Source organism: Falsiphaeobacter marinintestinus (genome assembly GCF_007923355.1).
Lineage (GTDB): Bacteria > Pseudomonadota > Alphaproteobacteria > Rhodobacterales > Rhodobacteraceae > Phaeobacter_A > Phaeobacter_A marinintestinus.
In genome coordinates this window covers 359123-375741 of record NZ_VOGO01000002.1, presented here as the reverse complement: position 1 = coordinate 375741, position 16619 = coordinate 359123, and the positions used below count along the sequence as shown (strand labels likewise).

Genomic DNA, 16619 nt, shown 5'->3' with positions numbered 1-16619 from the left:
TATAATTTCTCAATTGTCAATAATATTTGGAACTCTTTCAGTCACCGTGATACTGACGAGAACCACGGAAAAGCGAGATAAAGGAACCCGCGATGGGCGCACAGGCCGATCAAGTCCGCGAAGATATTCTGAACCGCGTATTGAACCGCACACTCTTGCCTGGCGACCGGATCGACGAGCAGGACTTGCGAGACCGGCACGAGCTTTCGGGCACGCCGATCCGTGAAGCGTTGATTGCTCTGGAAACCGCCGGTGTGATTGAACGGCGTCCTCGCGGCGGTGCCCGGGTGTCGTCATTGGATCTGGAAGGTCTGATGAAGATGATCGAGGTGCTGGCCGAAGCCGAAGGATCAGTTGCCTATCTTGCAGCCCGCAGGATCAACTCGGTGCAGGCCGAAACCCTGACGAATTCGGCCCGGGCCTGCCTTGATTTCGCAAATGGTCAGGCAGATCCGGGGTCGAATTACTATGACCTCAACTTGAATTTTCATCGCGCCCTGATCGATGCCGCCGGAAACGAATTCATGGAACAGGCGGTTCTTCAGACGGCAAACCGGTTGATCGCCTATCTGACCGCACGGCATGCGCTGCCGGGGGAACATTTGCGTTCCGCAAACGATCACGTGGCGATTTGCGAGGCCGTGCTGAACTCATCCGGAGACCGCGCCCGCAGTCTGATGATCGAGCATGTCACATTCAGCGACCGTATCGCGCTGGATATCATGAATGCCATGAAAGAAACCGTCAGGTAAGGGCCGCTTGACCCGAATACACCCCGGAACACTCCGACGTCACGGGCGACACTTTCATTATCGGTTTTGTCGCCCAGTGGGTTAACCACAAACAAAGCCCAATCAGCGACCGCTCGCCCCTACCCCGCAAGTCGCGAATTCGAATCAACCACAGGTTTAGTTAAAACCAGTTTCCCCGGACATATCCACCGGATGGTTTGACACGCGCCGTATTTGCTGACGTTATGGAATATGTGAAGTACTTTAAGCTTCAAAGGGGAGGAAAAAAGTGAAAAAAATTACCACCACAATCGCCGCAACCGCATTGGCATTTGCAGCGTCGGCGGCATCATCGGAAACCGTTCTGACGGTATCGACATGGGCCGGACCAAACCACAACATGAACGCCACCACGTTCCCGAGGATCAACGAAATCCTTAAGGAATGTTCGGGCGGCGATCTGAGCCTGAAACTTGAATACGGCCTTGCGCCGCCCCCGGCGCAGTATGACACCATTCGGGATGGCGTGGCCGACCTGTCCTGGATCGTACACGGATATACGCCGGGCAAATTCGTGACCACCAAGCTGGCCGAACTTCCGGGCATTGGCGGCAACGCCGAACAGATCTCGGTCGCCTACCAGATGACCCACGAGAAATTCCTGGCTGACGCAAAAGAAGCCAAGGGTGTCGAAGTGCTGACCAACTTTGTGCATGGTCCGGGCCTTCTGAACACAGTGAACGAACTGGAAGACGGATACCGGTCGGTCGATGGCATGAAGCTGCGCGTCGGCGGTGGCGTGGCCAACATGGTCGGAACCGCCCTGGGCGTTGCCGGTGTCAATGTTCCGGCGCCAGCGGTTTATGAAACCATTGCATCCGGTGTCGCCGAGGGCGTGTTCTTTCCCGCTGAAACGATGTTCGCCTTCAAGACGGCCGAGTTGACAAAATACAGCTATGTGAACCCGGATGGCATGTACACGACGTCGTTCGGACTGATCATGAACTCGGACACGTATGACGGCCTGTCAGACGCCAACCGCAAATGTGTCGATGACATGCGTGGCGTCGAAATGGCGCGCTGGATCGGTCGTGTCTGGGACGAAGCGGATGATTTTGGTCGTGACAAGGCCGTATCTGAGTTTGGTCTGACGGTCATCGAAATGGACGCTGATCAGCGGGCTTACTTCGCCGAAAAGACCGCTGGCATCGAAGCCGCCGTTCTTGAAGAGGTCGCTGGCCGGGGTGTCGACGGTGCTGCGGCGCTGGCGTATCTCAAGTCGCAAATCAAATAATTCGGAGCTGACTTCGCTTATGCGGAACTTTCTGATCAAGACCGAGAGGCTGGTGGATTCCGCCAGCCTCTTTTTCGCGAATGTCGCCGCGATCATCCTTCTGGCGCTGGTTGCCCTGACCTGTGCTGATGTGGTGGGGCGATATTTCTTTTCCAGTCCTGTCGTGGGCGCGGTGGAACTGGTGCGGATCTGTATGGCTGGCATCATCTTCTTTTCATTCCCGCTGATGTTCCTGCGCAACGATCACATCATCGTTGACCTCATCCCGCTGTTCCGGCGTGGCTGGATGGCCTGGATCAGCACCATCGTGATCCTGTGCGTCACCATCATCGTCGCCTACAAGATCGGTGACCGTGTCGCCGACTATGCAGTGCGCGCGTTCGAAGACGAAGACGTCACCGAATACCTGTTGATTCCGCGCTGGCCGATTGTCGGGTTCATCAGCGTGTCGATCTTTGTCGCCGCCGCCACATCGGCACTGCGGCTGCTGATGGTTCTGTCAACACCGGGGACGATCCCCAAAGAAGACCACGAGGAAGGCATATGACGATTGCACTGATCGGTTTCGCAGCCGTCCTTATCCTTGCGTTCATGCGGATGCCGCTGGGCGTCGCCCTTGGCCTTGTCGGCCTTGTCGGCTTTTCCGAGCTTTCAAATTATCGCGCCGGCATGTCCAACGCCGCGCGTCTGGTCATCGACTCGGGCCAGTCCTATGGCCTGTCGGTTGTGCCATTGTTCATCCTGATGGGCCTGATGGTCGACCGGGGCGGCATGGCAAAAGAACTGTATGCCGCAGCCTATTCGTTTCTGGGTCACCGGCGCGGCGGGTTGGCGATGTCGACCATCGTGGCCTGCGGCATGTTCTCGGCGATCTGCGGATCGTCGCTGGCGACGGCTGCCACCATGTCCAAGGTCTCGATGCCGGAAATGCGGCGTTACAAATATGACGACTCGCTGGCCACCGCGTCGATTGCCGCGGGCGGCACGTTGGGCATTCTGATCCCGCCCAGCGTTATTCTGGTTATCTATGGCCTGATCACAAACGTGTCGGTCGGCAAGCTGTTCATCGCCGGCGTTCTGCCCGGTATCGTGGGTGTTCTGTTCTACTTGGCCGCCGTGCTTTTTGTGGTGACGCGCAACCCGGCTGCCGGTCCTGCAGGCGAAAAGCAGACCTGGGGCCAGCGTCTGATCGCTTTGCGCGATGTCTGGACCACACTGGGCCTGTTCATCTTTGTCATCGGCGGGATTTACGTTGGGGCCTTCACCCCGACCGAAGCCGCAGGCATGGGCGCTGCCGGGGCGATTGCCATCGCCTATTTCCGGGGCGCACTGACGTGGAAAGTGGTGATGGAAGTCGCACGCGAAACCACGCTGACGACCGCCAAACTGTTCGTTGTGGTGTTCGGCGCGATGATCTTTTCGAACTTCGTCAACCGCGCAGGCCTGCCGGATGCGTTGCTGAACCTTGCCCAAGGGTTCGACTTTCCGCCTATGGGCGTGATTTTCGTGATCCTGGCGATCTATCTGGTGCTGGGCTGCGTGTTTGAATCGCTGTCGATGATCCTGCTGACGGTGCCGATCTTTGCGCCGCTGGTCGAGGGGCTTGGTTTTGATCTGATCTGGTTCGGCATCCTTGTCGTGGTCGCGACCGAGATCAGCCTGATCACGCCGCCCATCGGGATGAACGTGTTTGTTCTGAAAGGCGTGCTAAAGGACGTGTCGGTGAAGACGATCTTTAAAGGCGTCACGCCGTTCTGGATTGCGGATATCTTCCGCATCATCCTGCTGACGCTGATCCCCGGGATCGCGTTGTTCCTGCCATCGATGATGTAGCGATGCCCCGCCGGTCAGTTGGCCGGCGGGGTTCCTGCCCCGCGCAGGATTTGCTGCAGCTGCCCGGCATCATATAATGGCATCGCAAAGACCTGCTCTCCGATCACGGTCGTGGCAGGCGACAGATGCCGCAGACCTTTGAGCGTGGTTTCACAGCCCGCTCCAACCTCCACCCCATTGCTGACCGGACAGACACGTCATATTTATAAGGTGTTTTTTTGTACTACTTGCAGTTCTGCTTGCAGGAAAATAGAATCACAGGGCGCGCTTTACAGTTGAGCAGTGAGGAGCGCGCGCCCGATCTGCTGACGTGCAGTCCAGCACGAAGACGGCACAGACCGGGTCCTGCCTCCGAACAGGACCCGGCCTTTTCAATCAGCCGAGCGCTGCAGTCACGACCGCAAACGACACCACACCGCATACCAGTGCCAGCAGGACGCTCGCCACAGGGCTTGTGGGCTGCGGTGGCGGCGTGTCGATCACGATCCGGATCACATGTGGCTCTGGCGCAGCATTCGGAAAGATGGGCGGGTTGCAGTCGTTCGCTGCGAGGACCACCAACGGCAGCTATGCGCAGTTAGTGACCTTTGCAAAGTATCGCCTATTCCCCGACAACGGCCTTTCGTGTGGAGTGCGGCGAAAGTTGGCAATGAGCCCAAAGTGCCAGTTACTGCGAGCAGCACGAACTGGTAGTTTGCCGACCTTGCTGACATCTGACGCAATCGGTCGGATGTCCGGAATGTGGATGGCTTCCCCCGAAATGTGAACTTGCGAATCTGCGCTAATCCGCGTGGCACCCGTGACTATTGTGTTCCCGATGAATTGATCCCATTGTGATCTGGATTTTCTAGGGGCGAGGGAACACGCGATGCGACAGCAATTGGCAGCCAGTATACTTCTTGCACTTCCAACTTTGGTGTCAGCACAGGAAGACCCGATCATCCACGACGCAGAGCACTATATTCTGCTGGAACAACACGGTCAGACGTGGTCGGAGCAAGATGCACGGATAGATGACCGCCTTGCGGAAATTCGCGAGACCAATGGCGGAACGCCCCCGAACATCGTCTACATTCTGCTTGATGATGTCGGCTTCGGCGAGATGGGCATGCCGAACCTGGACGTCATTCGGGGTTACAGCACGCCGCACATCTCAGACCTCGCGGAGGAGGCCTTGTCCTTCCAGCGGATGTACACCGAACCCTCCTGTACGCCCACACGAGCCGCCATGATGACAGGCCGCTATGCCATACGCACCGGGACAACCGAAGCCAAGTCCGTGGTCTCCGGCGACGGCCTGAATAGATGGGAAGTTACGCTGGCCGAGGTCCTGAGCGCGGGTGGCTACGAGACCGTGCATATCGGCAAATGGCACCTCGGCGATATAGAGCAATCCTATGCGTTCAACCAGGGCTTCGACTATGCCGAGCATCCGGTGCACCAGCAGGGTCAGATGGCAATCATGAATGCCGACGCCGAACGCGAAGGGATCTCAACGGGATTGTCTCAAAGGACCCGCGCGAACACCTATGAACTCGACAAGTCCTTTCGCCTGAACCCGCACGCGATGGTCTATGGAATCGTCGGAGAAAAGGGTGGCACGGCGCGAGAGGTGAATTTCGAGGCCGGCGAAGTCTATACGCAGGCGCATTATCAGCGCATGGAGGAAGGCTACAAGGACGCCGTTCTGGATCAGCTTGATCGGCTTGCCGGGGGCGAAAAGCCGTTCTTCCTTAATTACTGGCCTCAACTTCCGATTTCGCTGACACGGAGCGACCTAGATGGCGCGAAGACGTTGAACGGGGGGCCGATTGCCGAGTCTCTGGTTACGGTGGACACTTGGATCGGTGAAATCCTCGCGAAAATCGACGAATTGGGGATCGCGGAGAATACCATCGTTGTTGTCATGGGCGACAACGGTCCGTTCATGCAGTACCGCGAATATAGCGGTCAGAATGACCGGATCTATCGTGGCGGCAAGACAGACCACCTCGAAGGTGGCGTGCGTGTGAATGCCTTCATGAGGTGGCCAGCAGCCATCGAGGGTGGATCACGGGTTCAGGATATCATCCACGTCACCGACCTCTACACAACGCTTGCCCGTCTCGCTGGCAGCGATCAGCACATTCCGCGCGATCGACTGATCGATGGTGTCGATCAATCGCCGCTGATTTTCGTCGGCGACAGCCACGGACGGCGCGACTATGTCTTCATCTACGAAGGCCCGGCATTGCGCTCGATTGTGAAACAGCAGTTCAAGTTTCACCTGCCAGAGCCGGGTGCGAACCCGATCGCTGCACCCGTCTTCGACCTTTACAAAGATAGTCGCGAAGAGCGGATTGATACGGCGAAGACGATCCCGCTGGGCGTTGGGTTTGGTGGGCCGTTCGTCGGGATGATGAAACGCCACCTGGGCTGGAAGCAGAAATACCATGATCGCGATCAGGGACACGACATTCCCTACGGTGGAATTGAGAGCCTTCGTCCGGAAACGCAGGTTCTTGTCGACGGTTTCACCATGGTGCAGGAGTTGATGGGCAAGTAAGTCTTGTCATCCTTTTCGAGCAAATGCCGACATTAGTGAATAGGTCCAAGGTCAGCAATGCGCACGTTGCGGTTGTCGCGGTCACTCTAATGAACGACGGCTTGGTCCGCATCTTATCAGTTCGTGACCTGTGCAGCGAAGGTCAACTATCGCCAATCGGCGTCTGGGACCTTGGGTCCGCTTCGGGCTGGGAGCTGCCGTTAGACGCCTTTTGCATCAAGGGCCATTAAGGGCCATCTCAGAGATTTGGGTGGTCATCCACTTCGACCTTCTTGAGTAAGCCCGGGCCTGCGACTGCAATCGCGGTCCGGGTTGTTTTCATTAGTCACGACGCGAAGTCAGAACGCCCCATCGCGTCAGTCAGCGCGTCCCAGATCTTGGCATATTCGGCCCACGATAGCGGGCGGCCCAGTCGGTTCTGCGCAGCAAGTGCGACTGCATCACGGTCGTACTGTGGGCGTTCGCCTCGTTCGGGCGTTGTTGGTCCATCAAACGGCATCGGTTGTCCTCGCTTCGATCTGTTTGCGCAGCGCGTTGGCTGCAGCATGCATGCCCTCGGCTTCAAGGGTGACCAGACGGGCGCGCAGGTCAGCCAGTGACTCGCTACCGGCGTCAAGCTGCGTGCCTGCCCAAGCCAATTTTGCGACTAAGGTTTCGCGGGTGTCGGCGGTGTTCATACCTTCCCCTTTCGTTTCTTCACGGGTGGTGCTGCGGCCAGAAACTGACCAGCTTTGAGCGTGTCGGTTTTCCCGCGCGCGTCCATCGTGTGCACGGTCTGGTCGGGTGACACACCTGCGTCACGCAGGATCGCGCCGATCTGACTGTCGGTATCAGCCCGGTGAAACGCGCCGTCGATATAGACCGATTTCGGCGCGTTGAAATGTTCTGTGATCGAAACCTGTCTCATGATCTCAGTTCCACGTCACGTTCATGTATTCGACCGCGTCGGGGTGAACCAACGTCCACGACAGACCGTTGTGAATCACGCGAACCGCCTGACCCGCTGTCTGGAACATCGACCTGACTTCAGCCGGGGGTGTCGTAAACCGGGCGTCACTTTCATGGATCGAGTCGGGTTCAGAAACGTGATGATCTGGATTGCCCATCTTCGGCGCTGTGCCCGATGCGCTGGCCATCACGATGGATGCCGTAGCGCTGATATCGACCAGCGGAACCGGCAAGCCCAGATAGAGCGCAGCACAATCAAGAATGGCAATCTGGTTGGGTGCGACCGTGGCGCTGTGGACCACTGGGATACCAAACAGTGTGCCTTTGGCCAGTTCATCGCGGAACAGGAAAGTCCCGTCTTCGACCCACATTTTCAACGTGGTCAGGGTCAAATCGCCCATGATGAAGACCGGGCGACGTGCCCGCCATGAAACCATCTTGCTGATCAGGTTTTTCAGGTCTTCCAGCGGGTGAACGCCTGCGGAAAGCGGCGTCTTGCCGTTGTACAAACCGCTGGGTGATGTGCCCGCGATACCAATGTCAGCCGACAACAACTTTTCGTCAATCGCCACGGCGCTGTCATCAAAGATAAACGATTCAATCACGCTTCGGATGTTCGGAACGCTGGTCTTGGCCAGTTCATCGCTGAAACTGGAAATCGCGGCCAGCTTGAAAGGCAGCAGCATCGACGACGCCAGACGGCCTGACACATGCGGGATCGATGCGCCTTCGGCAATCCATGCCGGGCGCATGGCACCGTCATTGTCGTGCGCCCGTTGTGGCACGACCAGCGAATGTGCATCGCCGAATTGGATCGGTCGGGTCAGACCACGCTCGACAAGGGAACCCGCGACACTGATCGCACTCAGCTTGGACCAGTAGCTTTCGGCATCGGACATGACCAATTCAGCAGCCCAACCTGCGGCAGTTGTTGTTGCTGGGTTTGTCGCCGCTTTCAACATTCCGGTCACGACACGGCGTTGAAACGCCTGATCGTCGCCGGGGTGGTGTTGCTTGATCGTCTCCGCGTGTGCCGTCTGATTAACCCGGCGCATCAGTTCAGCCGCAGTTGCCGTGATCAGGCACTCGGCAACGTCGGGCCGTTTCTGATCGCCTTTCGGCTTTGCCGGGGTCTTCAATGTGGCTGAAAAGTTGACCGGTCGGGCCAGAGCCTTTTCGAGTGAATCGACACGGGCCAAAAGCGTAGGAACCTGTTTCCGGGCTTCGAATGCGTCGGCCAATTCGGCCTCGAATTGATCGAAGGCTTTTGCCGCTTTGGCTTGATCTTTGGCGGCGTCCAGTTTGCGACGGACGGCGGGATCGGTGATGTGTTCGATATCTTTGGGCATCAGATAACTCCTTCGAGTTTGAGGATTGACCGGGCGGTCGATGCCAGCCTCGGATGTTCTTCGGAAAAGGCCCGCAGCCATGTGCGATAGACGCTCCTGTGCGCCTTTTCAGATTGGCGTCCGGCCTCGGCTACTGTCAGACCTTCGGAGACGCCCTCAGCCCTTAACCGGGCGCGGGTACGACGGATCTTGATCGGCAGCTCACGACGCAGGCGGTCGCCTGTGACAGCGCCGCTCATTTGCCCAATGCCTTCTTTTGTGCAGCGGCACGGCGGTTCAATTCGTCCATGTCGCCGATGGGGGCGTCGGCGTCACCGAGGTAGGCATCAGCGGCTTGTCGGATCGCGGCGTCGGCTTCGGCGGTTTTGGCCGCCAAGCGGGTTTCGAGTGCGTCGATCCGGCGTTTCTGCTCGCCGACGAGTTGGGCGATCACGCGGGCAGTGGATTCTCGGGTGGTTTGGCGTTCTGCATCGAGCAACTTCTTGACCTCGGTTCGGGTCATTGCCTTCGCTGCAGGCGCGGCGGGTGCAAACGGGTTTTGACTCATGGGGCGCTTCCTTTTCGGCGTGCAGCTGCGATGGCGCTTGCATCGTGCATGGCGTTTTTCACGGCGCGGATTGTGGGATGATCACGATTGTATTTGACGCCCGGCAGCATGGCCGCGAGTTGGCATTGGAGCGCAACGCTTCGCAGTTCGGGTTCTGCATCGTCGAGGCGGGTCTGCGCTTGCTCAGAGGCGCTCTCAGCGCGGGCTGAGGCGGTCGAAGCCAGTTCTATGGTCGAAGGGGCGCTTTCGCCCATTTCGACCAGTACAGCGGCCAAGCGACTGACCGGGCCAGCGGGTTTCAGGTCGGCTGCTTTGGTGCGCAAGATGATGTGCGCCCGGTCGAAGTCGGCAGCGACAGCGCGGGCTTCGGCAATGGCGTTTTCGGCGGTTCGGAGGTCTCGGGCGAAGGATGCCGTGATCCTTTCACGCTCGGCAGTTGCGCCGGGTGTGGCGGCCTCTTCAGCTTTTGAAATTCGGTGGATTTCTTTGCGGATAAACGGCGCGCGTTTGACGACTCGGCGGGCTTTTGTGGGTGCATCTCGGGCAGTCATTTTCGCGCGTCCTCTACTCAGGTGGCGCGATTATGCGTCAGATCTGCTAATCTGCAAAGCCTTATCTGCAAAGATGCGAATTCTGGGTTTTATCAGGGGGTGGCAGCCCGGCGGTATTTGGCCCAGCGTACCAGTTTTGTACGGCAGGATTCGGACCCGCAGAAAGTCGCTGATCCGTGTTTGTGAGTCTGATCGCGGGCGATCAGGCGTCCACAACTTTCGCATGCGACTTTTGATCGGATCGCGGTGCGGGCAGCTGCTTGAGAAGTTGCCGGGCGCGCTTTTGCGACGGTGTTGTCGGTCATCACTCTGCGCATGCGTTGATTACAGGTTTTGGCGTCGTCGATCATCAGGCTGCGCAACAGATCCGGATCAGCGTTATGCATCGGCGACCTCTTGTCGGGCTGCCCCGGTCAGGGCTTCGAAGTCGGTTGGCAAGCCTGCAGCTTTTTGGGCGCGGTACCATGCGCCGTTTCCGTGCTCGGCCTGTTCCAGCCAGCGCGAGGTTTCAAGGCTGCCGATCCCGCCAGAAACAGTGACTTTGAACATTCTTTCGTCGGAAAAGGTTTCGCGACAGACCCGGCGGATCGTATGCGCCAACCATCGCGCTGAGATCGGGTAAACGGCAGGGTCTGGCAGATCCAGAGTCTCACAGCCGAGTGCGGCGAGGATCTCGAAATCCTGAATGAACAGGTCGGAAGTATCCCGGACCAAATAGCGCGGCATCAAAGGTCACCGTTGCGCAGCATCGACAGCGGGGTGCTTCCACGGGGGGCGCTGGAACCGGTTGCCGATTTGGCACGGGCCTTGGCCGGAACCGGGTTTTCGTCTTTTGATCTGCATCCTAAGTCGCGTTGTAAGCGTGCCAGCTGATCCAGTTGTTCGCGCACCGCTTGGTGAATCGGGTGGCGGGTCAGGTCGCCAAACCGGTTTTTCGTGAAGCTGGGTTCTCGGGCTGCACGCTTACGCAGGCGGTGCAGTTCCTGACTGGTCAGACCCAATTGCACAAGCAAATGAAGGTCGGCATCGGTCCAGCGGCTCGGCTGAGAGCGATAGACGCGAAGCGTGGCCGCCATTCCACTTTCATTCAGCAACTCGACCCCTTCGACATCCGGAAACTCGGCTCCAGTGGTGTCACCGGTTTGCGCGGAGATGATTTGACCTCGCAGGCCGTCGATACGTGGTTTTCGGGCTGATTGGCTCATGACCGCTCCTGTTCCGTCGTGATCTGGAATTTTCAGATGGTACCATTTGTTCTGACTCATAACAATCCGGGTCCGGAGAATCAGGGGGGCCAAAATCGAGTTATACGTTGAAGCTTTGAACCCCGCGCGGTGAGACGGCCCCTATCAAAGTTTCCGCCCACCCCCCCCCGCACCTCGGCTGGTCCGAGCCGGTTGGGCTTACTAGTCCCAGCGGACAGGAGGTATTGGGCACTTGGGTTTTTCGACGCATCTCAGCGGAGCGGACGGTTCACGACACGACCGCTAATCATCCCGGCGTTGTTCTGCGCCGCGCATGGCGTCAAACGCGCCGTCATCGGCAGGCTGATACACGATCCGATATTCGGTGATGCCCTTCGCACCACACTGGCTGCACCGCACCCGGTCAACAAAATCAGCAACAGTTTCAGGCGGATTGTCAGCATCAAGCAAGTCAGTCACTCTCACAGGCGCTTTCCGCCCGCAGATGCATTCCAGCCAGATAACGTGGCTTGTGATTGTCGCTAACCGTGTACCGCCGCGCTTGAGTTGTGTCACCATAGCCCAGCAGTACCACAGGGCTGGAGACAGGAAAGCCGTTTAGCGGCCTGCACCAGCGCGCAAGGCATAGCACCAAGTACCCTTGGTTCCGGCTCTGGCATACGAAAAGTCAGTTTTATTTTCGGTATTGACGCTAATAAATGATTTGATCAAGGTCAGACCAATAGATTTGGAAGGTTAAAAACATGAAATCGTTAATGCTTATTGGTGGACTAATTCTTATTGCTGGATGCGAACCTGTGCCTCCTCAAACACCAGTCCAACAGGCAGCTAATCAATGGGCGGGAGCCAATGTGGCTTTAACGCAATGCGCCCCATACATCGGCGGCTTCAGCGATGCGCAGGCCCTGAAGGAAGAGCGCGAACGAGACCTTGAGCGAGCAAGATCACTTGGGGCGACTGACGCGATGTTTAGTGAGGCAACGACACTGGTGACTAGTCAACTAAATGGGGCTATTATTCTTGTCGGGGCGAGAGATGCGTGTAGCATGTTTGTTTCAGCTTTGGGCGCTGCTTAAAGTCATCAAACCAACCCCAAGGACTCTCCGCGAGAGTGGAGGAAACTTGGGGTTCAGGTCAGCCTTTAAACAGCCATTTTCGGGCCTCTGGCTGAGGCCGGAGCGGTCTTAGGTGTATGGTATTGTCCATAGGTTAGCCTCCGCCTGTTTCGTCGATTGCCAGCGAAATTCAGACGCAAACATTAATTCACATGTCATAAATAGAAATCCCAAGCTTACTTCCAAACTTGAGGACTGCTTTTGAAGCCTTATGCGAGAGCTTCGGAGGTGACCATCTGTAAACCGACATTCCCGGAGTTGAACGTTATCCCGCGCCCCCACGAGTCCAGGTGGCGCTGTCCCAACTTGAGACGGGTAGCGGTAGGCGCGGTGCCGGTTACCAGTCGGCCCAGAAAATTTCCGGACCGGGTTCGCAGATCCGGTGCTAAAAAATTCCGGGGAGTTCGGCGCTCGGGCTGGCTGAGCTGTGAGGGCGATTACGCGATGAGGTCAGCTGCCTATCATGGCTCGGCGGGGCTGTTTTGGCGTCAGAGTCACAAAACCCACATTGCCTATTATAGCTCGGACGGCGTCGGGTTGGTGGGTGTGTGCGCTGCGGTCTGAGGTATCCGGGCCTGAGGCTGGAACTGCTGTCCCCATAAAGAACTCTCCTGAGTCCCGGTTTGAGTCCCCATAGGCCCAACGGGGACTCAAACCGGGACTCAGGGGGGGTTTTTATGTACGCGCGCGAGAAAGTCCTTATTTTGCTGCTCCAACCGGGACTCAGACCGGGACACAACGGTTCTGACCCCCTCATTTCGCTTCCGGAAGGGCGTAGTGTCCCGCTCCGGCGGTGACGATAAAGCCATCCTCCAGACTGCGCAGGATCGCCTTTTTGATCGCCTCAGCCGACTTCCCGTATACAGTCCGCAGCTCCTCCTTGAGATCCGCTCGGGACATTTTGAAATCCTCGGCCTCGGACAGGATCTTCTGGATATCCCGACCTGCGCCTTCCCGCATGCTCGCTCTCCGGTCCACTGCTGCCGCCGCAACGACATGCATCTCCTGAAACATGCCGCCTTCAAGAGCGCTCTGCTGGATCTTGATGCTTCTGTCAGTCCGGACATCACGCCCGGATATGTACAGGTCCGCTGCTACGCTCTCACGCTCGCGTGTCAGCCGGAGCATGTTGTCCGCCGTTGCAGCCAACCCAGCGCTACCTGAGATTGCGTTGTAGGGGTCGCCCGTGTGCTTGCTGCCCGCCTTCGGTTTCCGCTCGTGGAACGTGCCGACAATCGCGACCCCGAACTCCTCGGCCAGTCGCTTAAACGGTGTCAGCATTTCAACATCCGCCTCATAAGCGTTTGCGTCGGATTTCTTCCGCGCGCCCGTCGCCATCTTGAACGTATCGATCAAGATCAAACCCACATCCGGAAACGCCTGCATATCCGCCCTCAGCATCGCCACCAGCTCGTCCGAGTCCGCTCCTCCCTCGAACGAGAACTGCAGGAGATCCAGATCCGGGTTAAACTTTCCTGTCTCCTGCAGCCCGCGTGCCCGCCTTGCGATCCGGGCCTTGCCATCTTCCACAGCGTAATAGAGCACCCGGCATCGCTTCGTATCATGCCCGAACAATTGCGCACCCGTCGTCACAGCTTCCATCAACTGCATCATCAAGAACGACTTGCCCGTTTTCATCTGCCCGACAAACAAGGTCAGACCCGGCGAGATCATATCGTCCACAACCCAATCCACCGGACCCGGATCATAGGCAAACACGTCCGCACCTGAGACGGTCCTTGCGATGGACTCGCCGCCACCCTCAAGGAACAGCCTGTAATAATCGGTGTCCTGCAGCCTACCCGGCACAGGCAAGTCCGCTCCGATGCAGATCTCGATTCTTGCGTCATCGATTTCCTCATGACGCTGTGCCAACGGGCCGCCGATCAGATCGACGACTGCCTCATATTCAGCCAGATCCAACGAGCAGTCCGGGCGATGGTTGAAACCCGCGTAATGGAAACGCCCGAGAATTCGCATTGCCGCTAGCTCGTCTTCGGCATCAAGACCCGAGTGATCGAACACACACGGGTGTTGCGCCTCCAGATACGTCGCCAGCGACGTCGGGGTCGTTTCGATCAGCACGGGCTGCTTCGACGCCTCCACCACTTTCTTCGCGCCTTGCCGTTGCTGGGTAGGGATCACGGGCGCGAACCCGTCGCCTTTATGTTCGATCCAATCGCATACGCTGAAAATGCTTTCCGGGTAGCGTTCGTGCCATCGTGCCGTGTCGCGCTGCGAGCTCTTTTCCATCGCGTCCAGTAGCAGAAACTCGACGTCCTCACGGGGCATCCGCAAGCCTGCAGCTCGGGTCGCAACAGCCAGAATGGCCGGGTGAAACGCTGCGCCGGTCGCGATGTCCTCCAGTGCGGCTGCGATTCCCTCTTCGGCATGCGGATAATCATCAGGCGTGCTTTCGCCCCTGTGGACCTTTTCACCTTCGATCCGCCAGCTCCTGAACACGAGGGCCGAGAAATCCTGAGGCATCGGACCCGCGACATCCGGACAGTCCGGAAGCTTGCGGCCCGTCATCGTGACGAATTTTTTCACATTCGCACCGTAGAAACCGATTCCGTGCCTCTCGTGGCCATGGGTAGGCAGATCCGGGTCTGCACTTGTGAAGATCATCCGGATGCCGGTGCCTGACGGGCTGGTCTCGCAATAGGTCGAGGAGGCGTCGACGAACGCCTGCGCCCACGGCAGCAAAACCCCATCTGTCACGCAGCCATCGAGGTCCGCAAACGTCAGGCCTGTAGGGGGTGCAAAGACGCCCAGACCGACCCCAAGGGTGTCTGCAGCTGCTACCGCCTCTGAGAAGGTCATGGTGCCTCTGTCCGCTGCTGTATTGGGCGCATGAGGTACGCCATCACGCGGATCACATGGTACCTTCTGAGCGCCGGACAGGGTCCAGCACAGGAAGCCGGGTTCCCCGGCGTGGTCGCCAAGCGCACGGGCAAGCACCTCAGAATCGAAAGCGGTGGTATAGGTTTTTGTTGGAGTATCTTTGGCCACAAGCAGCGGTCCCTTGATAAAGGGTCGCCCACCGTCATAAAGTAACGCTATTGGCTAGCGGTTTTCTGTGGTGGAGACCGAAAATGGAAGCCCCTGATCACCGCATGTGGTCAGGGGTTTTGCTTTTTTCGCGTGTTCGCTTGTTCATCTGGCAGATCGCGCGTCGGGGATCTTAAGTCCGGTTTGGGCAGCTTACGCTGGCCAGCCACTCGAGTCTAATCCGGCGGCGTCTCGCCTTTAGCGATTGCTGCCTGCCGGGCGTTCCAAGCTTTGACCGCTTCGACGCCCTTAGGCGGGGCGGCCACAAAACGAGCCAGCTCGTCACCGTTGACCGGTACCTGAGGTTCTGCCCAGCGCGATAGTCCGGGGATCAAGACCAGCTTCAGCCCCTCTACCATATCGCGGGCCTCAGCGCGTGCCTCCGGCGTCGCGTCAGGCCCGAGGGCCGCTGTCAGGGCCTTGTACTGCTTTCTTGAGAAAACACCCCTGTAAGTCCGCCTGAGCGTCTCGGCGTCGCGCAGGATATCCGCGAAATGAGCTCGGGCCGCCTGCATCCGTTTTTCGACTTCAGCCGCGATGGTGGCTTCCTGCGTCGGTCCGGGCTGCGGCTTTGGCCGAGGCGCTGGATCTGGCTTTGGCCGAGGCGCTGGATCGGGCTTTGGCGCTGGATCTGGCTCGGGCTCAGGCGTTGGATCGGGCTCGGGTACGCCGATCAGGGCCGCGACTTGCGCGCCAGTCAGTTTTCCCTCTGCGCGGGCGGCAATCTGTTTGGCCTCGGTCTGAATCGCCTCGGGTTGGCTTGCAAGTCGATAACAATTTGTGCGCCCGATTTTGGCAATCGACTCGACCGGCAGATCTCCGAAATGCTCAAACAGAGTCCGATAGTTCCGCCCGGTGCGTTGGTCGATGCGGTCGGAAATTTTTTCCGACCACCATTCGCCGAAAGCGTTATCGGACTTTAGCAGCTTCCGAGCCTTGGAAAGCCTTTCGCCTTGATTCAACGCATGCTGGATCGCGCCTTCGTAAGCCGTCGTTTCAGCTTCGATGATCTCGCGCGCCAAGGCGTTCAGGCTTTCCGCGTGCTTGGTTGCGACAGCGCGGGTCATGCCGTCGCCTCTGCACCATCGCGGTGCTGCTTGATCCAGCGGGCCACGTCGGTGCGATCATAGAAGATTTCGCGGGCGATCCGGATCGGCACCGGGCCGGTACCCTTTACCCGCAACCGGGCCAGTGTATCGGCGCTCTTGTCGAGCAACGCGGTCAGGTCGGTGTCGTCATAAAGCTGCAGGTCGTTTTTCAGGCGGCACCGGGTTTCATGGGGTGTTTCACCCGGAAACGGGATTCCGCGTAGCAGCAGCTGTGCGCGGGTTTCAGCAGACAGGGTCTGCCAGTTTTCGACGGTTTGATCGGTCATCAGAATCACCTTTGTTTCGTGGTGATTCCCCTCATAAGCACATTTCTGAGAGCACAAACCAAACTGCATAGCAGT

General features: G+C 58.2%; 20 protein-coding genes. 6 read left to right on the top strand and 14 right to left on the bottom strand.

All coding sequences use genetic code 11. The features are described from left to right. The first annotated feature begins 92 nt into the window (after positions 1 to 92). From FOY56_RS06145 to FOY56_RS06125, 5 genes are all read left to right on the top strand, one after another. Positions 93 to 752, top strand: coding sequence for a GntR family transcriptional regulator (locus FOY56_RS06145; protein WP_146344934.1), 660 nt, complete (start codon positions 93 to 95; stop codon positions 750 to 752). Positions 753 to 1020: 268 nt separating this feature from the next. Continuing rightward, positions 1021 to 2025 carry a TRAP transporter substrate-binding protein gene (locus FOY56_RS06140; RefSeq protein ID WP_246139426.1) on the top strand — a complete coding sequence of 335 codons (1005 nt, stop codon included), beginning with the start codon at positions 1021 to 1023 and terminating at the stop codon, positions 2023 to 2025. A gap of 19 nt (positions 2026 to 2044) precedes the next feature. After that, on the top strand, positions 2045 to 2572 hold the full coding sequence (locus tag FOY56_RS06135) for a TRAP transporter small permease (protein WP_146344933.1): 528 nt from the start codon (positions 2045 to 2047) through the stop codon (positions 2570 to 2572). Next, on the top strand, positions 2569 to 3858 hold the full coding sequence (locus FOY56_RS06130) for a TRAP transporter large permease (RefSeq protein ID WP_146344932.1): 1290 nt from the start codon (positions 2569 to 2571) through the stop codon (positions 3856 to 3858). Before FOY56_RS06135 ends, FOY56_RS06130 begins: the two co-directional genes overlap by 4 nt. An 868-nt stretch (positions 3859 to 4726) precedes the next feature. After that, positions 4727 to 6403, top strand: a complete 1677-nt coding sequence (locus FOY56_RS06125) for a sulfatase-like hydrolase/transferase (RefSeq protein ID WP_146344931.1) — start codon at positions 4727 to 4729, stop codon at positions 6401 to 6403. A gap of 325 nt (positions 6404 to 6728) precedes the next feature. Here FOY56_RS06125 and FOY56_RS23520 read toward each other — a convergent pair whose 3' ends face one another. The 11 genes from FOY56_RS23520 to FOY56_RS23515 form a co-directional block, all read right to left on the bottom strand. After that, positions 6729 to 6902, bottom strand: a complete 174-nt coding sequence (locus FOY56_RS23520) for a hypothetical protein (RefSeq protein ID WP_186766258.1) — start codon at positions 6900 to 6902, stop codon at positions 6729 to 6731. Next, complete coding sequence (locus FOY56_RS06120) at positions 6892 to 7080, bottom strand: hypothetical protein (RefSeq protein ID WP_146344930.1); 189 nt, start codon at positions 7078 to 7080, stop codon at positions 6892 to 6894. Before FOY56_RS06120 ends, FOY56_RS23520 begins: the two co-directional genes overlap by 11 nt. Beyond that, on the bottom strand, positions 7077 to 7310 hold the full coding sequence (locus tag FOY56_RS06115) for a hypothetical protein (protein WP_146344929.1): 234 nt from the start codon (positions 7308 to 7310) through the stop codon (positions 7077 to 7079). The genes FOY56_RS06120 and FOY56_RS06115 overlap by 4 nt, the downstream gene beginning before the upstream one ends. Positions 7311 to 7314: 4 nt before the next feature. Next, positions 7315 to 8700, bottom strand: coding sequence for a phage major capsid protein (locus tag FOY56_RS06110; protein ID WP_186766257.1), 1386 nt, complete (start codon positions 8698 to 8700; stop codon positions 7315 to 7317). Then, positions 8700 to 8939 (bottom strand): hypothetical protein, encoded by a 240-nt coding sequence (locus FOY56_RS06105; RefSeq protein ID WP_146344927.1) that lies wholly within the window; start codon positions 8937 to 8939, stop codon positions 8700 to 8702. Before FOY56_RS06105 ends, FOY56_RS06110 begins: the two co-directional genes overlap by 1 nt. After that, positions 8936 to 9247, bottom strand: coding sequence for a hypothetical protein (locus tag FOY56_RS06100; protein ID WP_146344926.1), 312 nt, complete (start codon positions 9245 to 9247; stop codon positions 8936 to 8938). Before FOY56_RS06100 ends, FOY56_RS06105 begins: the two co-directional genes overlap by 4 nt. Next, entirely contained in the window at positions 9244 to 9798 is a 555-nt protein-coding gene (locus tag FOY56_RS06095) for a hypothetical protein (RefSeq protein ID WP_146344925.1), read from the bottom strand. The genes FOY56_RS06100 and FOY56_RS06095 overlap by 4 nt, the downstream gene beginning before the upstream one ends. A gap of 92 nt (positions 9799 to 9890) precedes the next feature. Further along, positions 9891 to 10184 (bottom strand): hypothetical protein, encoded by a 294-nt coding sequence (locus FOY56_RS06090; RefSeq protein ID WP_146344924.1) that lies wholly within the window; start codon positions 10182 to 10184, stop codon positions 9891 to 9893. After that, complete coding sequence (locus FOY56_RS06085) at positions 10177 to 10524, bottom strand: hypothetical protein (RefSeq protein WP_146344923.1); 348 nt, start codon at positions 10522 to 10524, stop codon at positions 10177 to 10179. The genes FOY56_RS06090 and FOY56_RS06085 overlap by 8 nt, the downstream gene beginning before the upstream one ends. After that, on the bottom strand, positions 10524 to 11003 hold the full coding sequence (locus FOY56_RS06080) for a hypothetical protein (protein ID WP_146344922.1): 480 nt from the start codon (positions 11001 to 11003) through the stop codon (positions 10524 to 10526). Before FOY56_RS06080 ends, FOY56_RS06085 begins: the two co-directional genes overlap by 1 nt. 282 nt (positions 11004 to 11285) lie before the next feature. Then, the gene (locus FOY56_RS23515; RefSeq protein WP_186766256.1) at positions 11286 to 11462 is read right to left on the bottom strand and encodes a hypothetical protein; all 177 of its coding nucleotides are present in this window, start codon (positions 11460 to 11462) and stop codon (positions 11286 to 11288) included. Positions 11463 to 11746: 284 nt separating this feature from the next. Between FOY56_RS23515 and FOY56_RS06075 the strand changes: the two genes are divergently transcribed. Continuing rightward, positions 11747 to 12079: a hypothetical protein gene (locus FOY56_RS06075; RefSeq protein WP_146344921.1), complete on the top strand. Its 333-nt coding sequence runs from the start codon at positions 11747 to 11749 to the stop codon at positions 12077 to 12079. Between the two features lie 792 nt (positions 12080 to 12871). Here FOY56_RS06075 and FOY56_RS06070 read toward each other — a convergent pair. The 3 genes from FOY56_RS06070 to FOY56_RS06055 form a co-directional block, all read right to left on the bottom strand. Next, complete coding sequence (locus tag FOY56_RS06070) at positions 12872 to 14824, bottom strand: AAA family ATPase (RefSeq protein ID WP_186766255.1); 1953 nt, start codon at positions 14822 to 14824, stop codon at positions 12872 to 12874. Between the two features lie 521 nt (positions 14825 to 15345). Continuing rightward, positions 15346 to 16236 carry a hypothetical protein gene (locus FOY56_RS23510; protein WP_186766254.1) on the bottom strand — a complete coding sequence of 297 codons (891 nt, stop codon included), beginning with the start codon at positions 16234 to 16236 and terminating at the stop codon, positions 15346 to 15348. Next, complete coding sequence (locus tag FOY56_RS06055) at positions 16233 to 16544, bottom strand: helix-turn-helix transcriptional regulator (RefSeq protein WP_146344918.1); 312 nt, start codon at positions 16542 to 16544, stop codon at positions 16233 to 16235. The genes FOY56_RS23510 and FOY56_RS06055 overlap by 4 nt, the downstream gene beginning before the upstream one ends. Between the last annotated feature and the right edge of the window lie 75 nt (positions 16545 to 16619).

Coding starts and splice junctions, on each gene's coding strand:
- FOY56_RS06130 (WP_146344932.1), top strand. CDS start 2,569: ATGACGATTGCACTGATCGGTTTCGCAGCCGTCCTTATCCTTGCGTTC.
- FOY56_RS06110 (WP_186766257.1), bottom strand. CDS start 8,700: ATGCCCAAAGATATCGAACACATCACCGATCCCGCCGTCCGTCGCAAA.
- FOY56_RS06115 (WP_146344929.1), bottom strand. CDS start 7,310: ATGAGACAGGTTTCGATCACAGAACATTTCAACGCGCCGAAATCGGTC.
- FOY56_RS06135 (WP_146344933.1), top strand. CDS start 2,045: ATGCGGAACTTTCTGATCAAGACCGAGAGGCTGGTGGATTCCGCCAGC.
- FOY56_RS06120 (WP_146344930.1), bottom strand. CDS start 7,080: ATGAACACCGCCGACACCCGCGAAACCTTAGTCGCAAAATTGGCTTGG.
- FOY56_RS06055 (WP_146344918.1), bottom strand. CDS start 16,544: ATGACCGATCAAACCGTCGAAAACTGGCAGACCCTGTCTGCTGAAACC.
- FOY56_RS23520 (WP_186766258.1), bottom strand. CDS start 6,902: ATGCCGTTTGATGGACCAACAACGCCCGAACGAGGCGAACGCCCACAG.
- FOY56_RS06085 (WP_146344923.1), bottom strand. CDS start 10,524: ATGCCGCGCTATTTGGTCCGGGATACTTCCGACCTGTTCATTCAGGAT.
- FOY56_RS06075 (WP_146344921.1), top strand. CDS start 11,747: ATGAAATCGTTAATGCTTATTGGTGGACTAATTCTTATTGCTGGATGC.
- FOY56_RS23510 (WP_186766254.1), bottom strand. CDS start 16,236: ATGACCCGCGCTGTCGCAACCAAGCACGCGGAAAGCCTGAACGCCTTG.
- FOY56_RS06145 (WP_146344934.1), top strand. CDS start 93: ATGGGCGCACAGGCCGATCAAGTCCGCGAAGATATTCTGAACCGCGTA.
- FOY56_RS06125 (WP_146344931.1), top strand. CDS start 4,727: ATGCGACAGCAATTGGCAGCCAGTATACTTCTTGCACTTCCAACTTTG.
- FOY56_RS06100 (WP_146344926.1), bottom strand. CDS start 9,247: ATGAGTCAAAACCCGTTTGCACCCGCCGCGCCTGCAGCGAAGGCAATG.
- FOY56_RS06090 (WP_146344924.1), bottom strand. CDS start 10,184: ATGCATAACGCTGATCCGGATCTGTTGCGCAGCCTGATGATCGACGAC.
- FOY56_RS06095 (WP_146344925.1), bottom strand. CDS start 9,798: ATGACTGCCCGAGATGCACCCACAAAAGCCCGCCGAGTCGTCAAACGC.
- FOY56_RS06105 (WP_146344927.1), bottom strand. CDS start 8,939: ATGAGCGGCGCTGTCACAGGCGACCGCCTGCGTCGTGAGCTGCCGATC.
- FOY56_RS06080 (WP_146344922.1), bottom strand. CDS start 11,003: ATGAGCCAATCAGCCCGAAAACCACGTATCGACGGCCTGCGAGGTCAA.